Below are 10,100 nucleotides of genomic sequence, written 5' to 3' on the forward strand. Positions count from 1 at the left end.
GTCCTTAATCTCCGTAAACGTCAAAGTCAAAATACTTGTCGTTTATGGCCTTGTATGTGCCGTCGGCACGGATTTTATCTATTGCGTCGTTAAAGAGGGTTACCAGCTCCTTGTCTCCTTTTCGGATGGCGATGCCGATACCGTCGCCATACCACTCAGCGTCTGTAAAGCCTGGTCCGGTAAACTCATAATCTTTGCCGGCATCTGTATTCAAAAAACCTTCCTGCAGTACTACAGAATCGGCAATTACCAGATCGACCCTGCCGGAAACCAGATCCATATTGGCTTCATCCTGTGTGGCGTATGATTTTATTGTTACACTGTCGCCGTAATTATCGCGGACAAAATTTTCATGAGTCGTGGCACGCTGAACACCTATTGTCTTTCCTTTGAGCCCTTCTTTGGAGATGTCAAAGCCCGCACCTTTTTGGGCGACGAACTTTGCCGGGGTCATGTAATACTTATTCGTAAATGCCACCTTCTTCTTTCGTTCATCAGTGATTGCCATGGAGGCAATGATGGCATCATATTTTTTGGCGAGCAGCCCGGGAATCATGCCGTCCCAGTCCTGGATAACAAAAGTACACGTAACATCGGCTGCTTTGCAGAGCGCCTTGGCGATGTCTACATCAAACCCCTGGAGTTCGCCGTTTTTGTCAATGAGGTTGAATGGCGGGTACGCTCCTTCCGTGCCGATGCGAACGGATTTGATGTCTCCGGCAAAGGCCGTGCCAGAGGCCAGTACAACGCATACAATGAATGCCGCGAATACGCTTTTTTTCATATTAATCTCCTTTTGTTATGGCTCGACTGTCTATTCTTGTTATACAAGATTTGCCAGAAACTGATTCAAACGCTTGGAATCGGAGACCGAGAAGATTTCTTTCGGCGGTCCCTGAGCTTCGATAACGCCTTCATCCAGAAAAATAATTTCCGAAGATACCTCCCTGGCAAACCCCATCTCATGTGTAGCGATGATCATGGTACGCCCTTCAAGGGCAAGGTCCTGCATGACCTTGAGGACTTCACCGACCAGTTCCGGATCAAGTGCAGAGGTCGGCTCATCGAAGAGAAGAACGTCGGGATCCATTGCAAGAGCTCTTGCAATGGCTACTCTCTGCTGCTGTCCGCCAGAGAGCTGAGCCGGATAATAATGGGACCGGTCTGCAATCCCGACCTTGTCGAGTAGAGCCATGGCTTTTTCAGTCGATTCTTTCTTCGATTTTTTCAAGACGTGTACCGGTGCTTCAATGACGTTTTCAATCACGGTCATGTGAGCCCACAGGTTGAAGTGCTGAAAAACCATACCCAGCTGGGTTCTGATCCTATCTACCTGTTTCTTGTCTTTGGTAACGATCTTTCCTTTCAAATTTTTAGTCAGTTGGATCAGTTCACCGCCGACGTATATATTTCCTGATGTGGGTTTTTCGAGAAGGTTGATACACCGTAGAAATGTACTTTTCCCTGATCCGCTGGAGCCGATTAGAGAGATGACGTCGCCAACACGTGCGGACATGGATATTCCCTTGAGTACCTGCAGGCTCCCAAAATCTTTATAAAGGTCTTCGACCCGCAACGCAAAATTTTCCTGCGGTTCCAAAAAGTTTCTCCTGTACGAATTCAGAAATTATATGGTGATTATCTTCAACCATAGAAGCTAGTGTACTGCTGTGTCAAGCGGTTTCTGTCTGAAACGGAGCATTAGAGAAAAGGTGAGTTGGTCTAAAATTGCAAATGTGGGAGAAATGGCGGCCGTAATGTCGAACAAGTCGAAATGACGGAAAATACGAGATAGGTTCGGCAGGTTATTCAGCTTCCGGGAAAAAAGGAGGTTGTTGAAATCCAGTTCTCCCAGAAAGGACATCTTTTCAAGAGGCAAACTTACATAATATAAACGTTATGGCGGCTAAGGTTAACTTATCGCAGACAAGCAGTAAGTTAATATGCGTCCTGTATCTACAAAATTCTGCCGTTACCAAATCCTAACAACATTTCTGAGATCGAAGAGTTGAGATTCTCCATGAGAGGTTGCAGGGGCACATGTCATCACGATGACAAAGGCTAGTTTTGGCAATCTTAACCACTTAAGCAAACCTGCAAGTTGACCTTCTTCCTGAGTATATGCTCACCTGAACAGTATGGCGTGTATTCCAGATGCCGAAATAATTCTTTTAAGCTTTACCCTAGATTTTTTATGCCGTGGTGCGTCGACAGTAGCGGCCTGCCTACCCCATGATCGGGGATGTGGACAATGGTAACGTTGTTCAGGCGAATCCACGGCCCTCCCGGCTGATATAAAAACTTAGCTGCGGTTGGATCGAGAATGGTTTCAGTGTCGATGGCCTCCTGGGCTTTTTCATAAATGATGCCTGGGGTACGATGATTATTTTCGTACTCGTGACAGCTCGGTTCAACCTAATGGCCTATCTTTTAGATCCACCTCGATCTCGGATATTACGGTGGTATCTTCCTGAACAACAGTTTTCTTAGGGCTCCTTCCTCGGAAGAGAATGCTGTTATTGTCTCGGTTTTAATCTATGGTAGGTTCACATTTCCAACATCTGGTCTTGTCTGAAGCCCAAAAACCGCCTTTTCCAACATCAACCTTTGTTCTCCCAACTTTGCTTTTTAGTTCAACCTTCGTAACACGTTCATTGATCTTATGGTCCTCACGAGGAAAAATCCGTCTTCCTATATCACGAATTTTATCTGCCGGGACTATGGTAGATGCAGCTTTGAATTCCGGAAGGCTCATAGCTATTCTCCTCTCAGTCACGAAAAAGTTTTTGATCTCCGTTTAAATACATAATCAAAGGCTTTCTGATCAAGATATGCCGGCTCTAACATCTTGAATTTGACAACAGACCCACCGCTTAGAGAACAGGAACTCTTTCAAATTTATCATTTGCAAAAACTTGATCAGGCTAGAAGAATATGAGCAAGAAGAATGCCACAAGGTATTGTAGTCTGACGGGTGTTTTTGCTGTTGGCGAACGCTACTGATTAATACTTGATATTACAGATATTTATCTTGTGGAACATGAATAAAAAGAGTCCTATCCAGAGGACTTTTAGACAATAAAGTGTAAATGTTATAGGCACATAAGTCTTTATCTTGTAAACTTCCTTGACAATTTCTCAATAATCGTGGATGGAGAAGAACTCACCTCTCCACTTCCACCAGTTTACAACCGCTAACATCACCACTTAACCACTTAATCTGGTTTTTTCCCTGAGATAGCTTGGTTGTATATTCATGGGGAAGCACCTCATACATTCACCAGATAATTCGCATAAAAAGTATTTTCTAAATAACAATAGCACTGCCTGCAATCGCATTTGTGACACCCCACGCGCTGGCAACAAAAAAGCTCTTGAGATGAGTGGACCCTTAAACTTAGGATGCTTGTACTTTTTAAGAAGCTCAAGATTAGTAGTGGTCCTATCCGTATAATTACGTATTTTTGAAAATAAATTTTGATTACGTATGAAACTCAGGCCGGCTTCTTGCTCTGGAGCCGATTTGTCCTTCTACTGGTGTCTGCAGCCTGGACGGGGTAAGCCTTGCCCCCATGGTCGGGTTTATGGTTAGCGGAAATCGCCTCTGGTTCCCTGTTGCTGGGTCTATCCGTTTGCTTCGATTGTTCAATCTCCGAAATTTTTCTAAATATCCTTTTATCCCGAGAACCTAGAAAATATTCTATCGAAAATTATATTAACGACAACTCATTGACTTTAGCTCTGCTCCGCCATACTATTTGCCTATCAACATAGGGAGTTCCGCTTCAGAGGTGCAGACGTCTTAATCGCCCTCTGTACTTGAGTTTGACTTCGGGATGGGTACGCAATCCCTTACTTCCGGTGAGGTTCATATTCGTAAACAACTCGTTCTTTTGCCGGTCCGCTGATAGTGCAGCGGACTATATTTGTAGAACTCGTGAAAATGCTCAGCTTAAGAAGCATTTTCAGAACGGAGGAAAAAATGAAAAAGCTCTATATTACCGCAATGGCGATCGGCGCCTTTCTTTTGATGGCGGCAACAGGCACTTCGGTGCAAGCCGCTCAGGAAAAAGGGGACAGTGCGCTCCAAGTCGGCGGCAGTTTTTTCCATGCTCAAGATGCGGATGTCGGTACCTTGAACCTGGATTTAAGTTATGGCAAGTATATCAGTGAAATCTTTGAAATCGGTGTTATCCAGTCGGTCGGATACAGCTTCATCGATGATGCTGACGATCAATGGGTCGCTTCCACGATTCCTTTTTTCAACTATCATTTCCTCGGTATGTCAGACAGCAACTTCCAGCCTTTTGTCGGTGCATTCATTGGGGCAAGCTACAATGAGGATGATGTGACGGGAACACTGGGACCGCAGATCGGCTTCAATACATTCGTCAGTGAAACCACCTTTATCTCGGTGAAATACCGGTATGAGTGGTTCTTTGAGGAATTGGAATATGACAACATCGAGGACGAGAGCAGTGAAGGAAACCATGTGGTGACCCTTGGTGTTGGATTCCTCTTCTAACCTTCTTCCTCCGCTTAGCCGACAAAGGCGGCCAGACCATCAGGCAGAATAAAGGAGTCAGAGCAAATCAGCAGCAATGCCTAACTTGCCCTTGCTCTTTTTTTCTCTTTTTGATTACCCATGAGTTTCAGCCATTCTCAAGAACTGTAACCAGGGCTATCATAAAGTGACCCACCTGGAAAAAATGGCTGAGACTTCTACATAATCAGCAAATAAATTGAAGAAAAAATGGACTAAAAAAAAATCAAATTATCACTTTGTCATTTTAGCGGTATGCAGAATACTGAGAAAATACAAGATAGTCTTTGGATATCTACAATTTCCAGTTACTCCATTTCTAAATACTTAACTTCATACGCAGAACCTGCCCTCCCAGGAATACCTTCGATTTCTGATTTCCACCTCAACTGAGGCTTGCCGGTGAACATCTCTTCCCTTAGAGGGGTCAGTTGTCCTACAAGTCAGGAAATATCTGTCTGATTTTCGCTCTATCTGTTATGATCTTTTGGAAATATGTTGACCATTGGCCGGGATTAATTACGTATATTGGCCAGCAACCTTAACAGTAGTTATGATCAACATGATGCGTTAATAGAATAGTCAGACCTTCAAGATGACAATATTAACATCTCTTTTCAGCGGTCGCGGCTTTTGTGATCCGCTGTAAAATCATGTTATGCTTGCACTATTGCCGCTACGAGTGCACGAGATCCGCATTGGATATGTGTCCGATAACGTATAATAATTTTCGCACATTTAGAATGAAGGGTGGCCTCAACATGATTAATTGGCACTCGCCAAAGAAACCATCAACCAGAGGAAAAGGCCACCATGCGAAGAGATTATACAAAGAAATTAAGCAATGTCATCGAGATTAACGAGTCCCAGATTCAAGATCATCTTGGAGAACTCGTCCGTGGAACTGTTGAGGAGACCATCAATGCTATGCTTGACGCCGAAGCAGATGCCCTCTGTAACGCCTCAAGATATGAACGCAGTGAGGCTCGCAAAGATACCCGAGCTAGCCCTTCCACGCGGTCTATCCAGCCGCGCGCAATTGGCATCGAATGATCTTGATCCGTTTTTACTATACCCATTTCATTGTATGGAGACCGGGAGAGAATTAAAAATCAAGTGACTCCCAATCGATCTGGCCAACATTGAAGTATGCCACAATGTGCTATATATTTTCTCTGACGGTAGGTTGCTGTTTAAATTTTTAAGTTCAAACAGATATGCTAAGAAACTTCGCAGCACCTCGATTTATCATACTGTGATACATCTTTTCCAAAATTATGTTTCAAGGCTAAGTAGCCAAGATCAAGATTTAAGAGACCCTGGCTTTTTTTTGGAAACAGGCTCCGGAGGACAAAATGATTATTCATCAAAGAGAAGTCAGATACGGCTAAGATTACTCTGCCTTGAGAAAAATTATCCTGAGGTCTCGATCGACCTCATGACCTCATATACTATCATAGAAGCTTCAGGAGATCTGCCAGTAGATCATTTTATAGTGTGATTCAATGATAATAGCCTCATGGAGTTCTGCAGCAAATAGCATATGTGATTAATCAAATAATATATCTTTATCTTTTTTCTAACCTCTGTAATCTGGAATGTCCCCTTACGGGTATAAGTATATTTAACTATTTAACATTAATTAATAAAAATACGGAAAAAAGTGCTAAAGAAGGCCATTATGCCAGACAGCAAACATACCTACAATATTGCCCATCGAGGGGCCCGTAGCCTCGCTCCAGAAAACACCATGTCAGCTTTTATTAAGGCATGGCAGATGGGGGCTCACGGGATCGAAACCGATGTTTCCGTAACATCGGATGGTCAGCTGATTCTCTTTCATGATGAAACTTTCATGCGAACTACTAATATCGCAGAGATTTTTCCAAAGAGGAAAAAAGAACCGCTCCATAGCTTCACCTGGGAGGAGGTCCAAACATTAGACGCTGGATCTTGGTTTATCGAGGACGATCCTTTTGCATCAATCAAAAGCGGTAAAGTGACTCTTGAAGAACAGCAGGCCATGATAAATGCCTCCATACCTCTACTTGAAGAACTGCTGTTATTTGTTAAAGAAAAATCGTTATTTGTCATTATAGAGATAAAGCACTTGCCCGAAGCAATCATCTCCTTCCCTATTGTGGAAAAAGTTCTCACTTTGGTCGATAGTGTGCAATTGCCCCCTAACATGTTCTCCATTTCTTCATTCAATCACCTTTATCTTAAAAAAGTAGCTGCGCTTTGTCCCGATATAGAAGTAAATGCGCTCATTGGCGGATACCCCCTTCTGATACACAACTGGGGAGAATTTGAATTTGAGGTCTATATCGCTAATGCAAATATTATTGATTCAAAGCAGATCGAGGTAGCGCTGCAGCATGATTGCCAGGTAAACTTATTTACAGTCAATGACCCAAAAGACATGGTCCGATTTCGAAAAGAAGGCGTGGGAAAAATCATTACTGACTATCCCCAACTGCTGGCACACTTAACTGATTGTGCCAGGTGAAGTGAGAATGAGTATGGGCAAATTACAGAAACCGAATAGCGTCGATTTAGATGAGACAAAGATAAAAATGGGTCAAATATGGCCCGATTGGTACCAAACATTAAGAATATTTCGGGCCTCCAATAGTCTGAAGGCCACCTCGCAACTGATAAATACTATAATCCCCTATTTCTGTTTATGGTATCTGACCATCCTATCGGTACAACTCGGCTATCCGTATATATTGACGCTGCTTCTTATCCTGACCAATGCTGTCTTTCTGGTCCGGATGTTCATTTTGTTTCATGACTGTGTGCATTATTCGCTTTTTAAATCAAAAAATACCAATAAATTTTTCGGCTCCTTCCTCGGTGTTCTTTTGTTTATTTCATTTAAAGATTGGCGTTTCACACACCTCAAGCATCACGGGACATACGCCAATCTCGATTCACGAGGTTATGGTGATATCTGGACCATGACAAAAAAGGAATACGAAGTCGCATCAACGATGCAACGTTTACGTTATAGACTCTACCGTAACCCTCTGGTTCTGTTCGGGTTAGGAATGTTCTTGCTGAGCAAGCGCCCCTCATATTTCATGGTCAAACCTAAAGAGCGTATCGACATTATTTTTACTTATCTACTCATCTTTGCTGTAGCATTCGCTGTCTCACGGATTACAGGATGGTCTCTCTACTTTCTGATTCAGTTGCCGATGGTGTGGTTTGCTGGTGGTGTTGGAGCCTGGTTGTTTTATGTGCACCATCAGTTTGAGGGAGGATACTGGGCACGCCAAAGTGACTGGAATCCATTGTCTGCCGCCATGGAGGGCAGTTCTTTTTTTAAATTGCCGGCTGTGTTGAACTGGTTTTCCAGCAATATCGGTTACCACCACATTCACCATATAGATCCCAGTATTCCCAATTACCATCTTAGAAAGTGTTACAACAGCGTACCGGCATTGCAAGAAAAAACGCCAATAAATAACACAAAAATCTTAAATTGCTTCCGCTTGAAATTGTGGGATGAAGATTTGCACAAGATGGTGGCATTCCCTCGAAAAGGAAAGTTTACATTGAAACATCGGCGTTCCGGCGAGCAAAATACTACAAGAAAAAGCTGAACAGACGGAGTTACTGTTTACCCGTTTCTGTTGAGATGAAGTATATGCAGATAAGAAAAAGTGGAGAGGTTTGGTATCCGCTGTTGATGACCGACCTTATACATTCTGTTTCCGCAAGATAGTTTTTCAAATCCAATTATGTTGCTATTTCAGCTACTGCAGTAACGTAAAGTGATACGGAAATAGCACCTTTAGCTCCATATTTCTAAATCCTGATAACCAAGGATGTGAGGGTACAACAATGGGAGAATGTTACAATAAAATAGAGATCAACTCACCAATCTTAGATGTTTGGAACACCATCAGCAATTTCCATGACATGACATGGGCCACAGGTGTCCCTATAATTGTCAGCAAGGTCGGTGATAAAAAAGGAACTGAAACCGGTGCGAAAAGAATTCTTAATGGTGTGATTCATGAGACATTAATTAATTTTGACGCCAACGATTTCACCTTTTCATACAGTATTGATCACGAGCGGGGCCCAGTTTCTAATTTTGTAAGCAATTATATTGTAGCAGTCAAGCTTACTTCTATTGAGGGTGGTACTCTCGTAGAATGGCGCTCAAGTTTTGAGTCTGAGAATGATAATGATATTGAAGGCTTTTTTAATCCCATATATTCAAGACTGCTGTCAGCGCTCAAAAAGAGACTTTCATAAGATCCGTATGGTCCCAACCGCCTTAATAAGGATTGGGAATCAAGAAGAGATCCTTTGCCAACCTCAACAATTTGAACAAATCCGCAAATTGAGCTTCTTCCTGAGTATACGTAACAAAAACATCCTGCATATCTATTTTCATGTAGGCTTTCTATCCACCTAATTGCTTCATGATCGGAAACTTTGCCGAGATACCTTTGTGTCGTGGACAGATCGGCATGCCTGAGGAGCACCTTGCTGACGATCTCAATAGGAACTCCTGATCTTGAGGCGAATGTAGTCGCATGGCGACGAAGGTCATGGGGGCGCAGTTTGATACCGACCATATTTCCCACTTTTAGACCTATTTTTCTGGCACCAGCATAGGTGATTGGGAAAATTAATTGGTTCAAAGGAATAGAGGTGTCCCGGACGTAATTCAGCAGGCGGGTGCTCAATTTATTAGGAATGAAGACAATATCCTGCTCCCTGCCGCTTTTGGGCGTATGGAGGAGAAGTTTCTGTCCATCAATATCGATCGGCCTGAGCCCAAGGACTTCGCTTATTCTCACACCACCTCGGGCCATCAGTTCAAGGATCAACCTGTTTCGGATATCCAGTGTCCTGAAGATTGCCTCATCAATGGTGTCTTTATCGAATATCCTCCAATGAGATGTTTTTGGTTTGTGAAAGAGGTTTTTAACGGCAGGTGATAAACATGGATTCTTCATCTCAGGATGTAACGTATTGATGATGTGATTAAAAAAAGCTGAAAGAGTTGTGTACCTACTCCGTTTGGTATTCTGTTTTCTGCCTTCAGTCATATTGGCAAGAAACGCTATTATTTCCTCTAGCGTTATTGCATCGATATCCCTATTCTGATAACTATGTGCGAATTTCCCAAGAAGAAACTCGTAATTTGCTTGAGTGTTTGGTTGGGAATTGATTTTGTGGTAATTGATGCAATAGGTGATGGCGTCGGCTACTTTCATGCTTTCCTCCTTTCAGGTTGATTTTTTGTCCTGAAAAAAGAATTGCATCTTTATGTGAAAATGTAACTGAGTACTATCAAAATCACCATGTCACAAGTCAACATATCTCCTATCGATTTTGACCGGATGGGTTCGGAAAGATACTCAGAAACTCATCTATGCCCTCTCCCGAATGAGGTAAAGGTGTTCATGGACTCCGCGTAACAAACTCTGTTTTTTCTATTGTTGTTAGGTTGTTACATGTTTCATTTTCTCATGTTTAAAAGTAAAAAGTCAAGGTCAACTCCGATGGTAGCCCCGCCAGTTGTTAGTGC

General features: G+C 42.8%; 7 protein-coding genes and 2 pseudogenes. 5 read left to right on the forward strand and 4 right to left on the reverse strand.

Going from position 1 to position 10,100, the window contains the following annotated elements:
• Positions 1-4: 4 nt before the first annotated feature.
• The 3 genes from aotJ to JWG88_RS20980 form a co-directional block, all read right to left on the reverse strand.
• Positions 5-784, reverse strand: a complete 780-nt coding sequence (gene aotJ, locus JWG88_RS20970) for an L-arginine-binding protein AotJ (RefSeq protein WP_205235768.1) — start codon at positions 782-784, stop codon at positions 5-7.
• A gap of 39 nt (positions 785-823) precedes the next feature.
• Complete coding sequence (locus tag JWG88_RS20975) at positions 824-1,600, reverse strand: ABC transporter ATP-binding protein (protein WP_240194663.1); 777 nt, start codon at positions 1,598-1,600, stop codon at positions 824-826.
• A gap of 930 nt (positions 1,601-2,530) precedes the next feature.
• Positions 2,531-2,755: a hypothetical protein gene (locus JWG88_RS20980; RefSeq protein ID WP_205235769.1), complete on the reverse strand. Its 225-nt coding sequence runs from the start codon at positions 2,753-2,755 to the stop codon at positions 2,531-2,533.
• Positions 2,756-3,982: 1,227 nt separating this feature from the next.
• On the opposite strand from JWG88_RS20980, the gene JWG88_RS20985 reads away from it, so the two are divergent.
• From JWG88_RS20985 to JWG88_RS22265, 5 genes and pseudogenes are all read left to right on the forward strand, one after another.
• Complete coding sequence (locus JWG88_RS20985; protein ID WP_205235770.1) at positions 3,983-4,525, forward strand: hypothetical protein; 543 nt, start codon at positions 3,983-3,985, stop codon at positions 4,523-4,525.
• A gap of 831 nt (positions 4,526-5,356) precedes the next feature.
• A pseudogene (locus JWG88_RS20990) lies at positions 5,357-5,581 on the forward strand (transposase); the annotation flags it as partial.
• A gap of 643 nt (positions 5,582-6,224) precedes the next feature.
• Positions 6,225-7,052: a glycerophosphodiester phosphodiesterase gene (locus JWG88_RS20995; protein ID WP_205235772.1), complete on the forward strand. Its 828-nt coding sequence runs from the start codon at positions 6,225-6,227 to the stop codon at positions 7,050-7,052.
• 13 nt (positions 7,053-7,065) lie between these two features.
• Complete coding sequence (locus tag JWG88_RS21000) at positions 7,066-8,154, forward strand: fatty acid desaturase (RefSeq protein ID WP_240194664.1); 1,089 nt, start codon at positions 7,066-7,068, stop codon at positions 8,152-8,154.
• A gap of 241 nt (positions 8,155-8,395) precedes the next feature.
• Entirely contained in the window at positions 8,396-8,815 is a 420-nt protein-coding gene (locus JWG88_RS22265; RefSeq protein ID WP_205235773.1) for an SRPBCC family protein, read from the forward strand.
• Between the two features lie 200 nt (positions 8,816-9,015).
• On the opposite strand, the pseudogene JWG88_RS21010 reads toward JWG88_RS22265, so the two are convergent.
• A pseudogene (locus JWG88_RS21010) lies at positions 9,016-9,786 on the reverse strand (tyrosine-type recombinase/integrase); the annotation flags it as partial.
• Positions 9,787-10,100 lie beyond the last annotated feature (314 nt).

This window comes from Desulfopila inferna (assembly GCF_016919005.1).
Taxonomy (GTDB): domain Bacteria; phylum Desulfobacterota; class Desulfobulbia; order Desulfobulbales; family Desulfocapsaceae; genus Desulfopila_A; species Desulfopila_A inferna.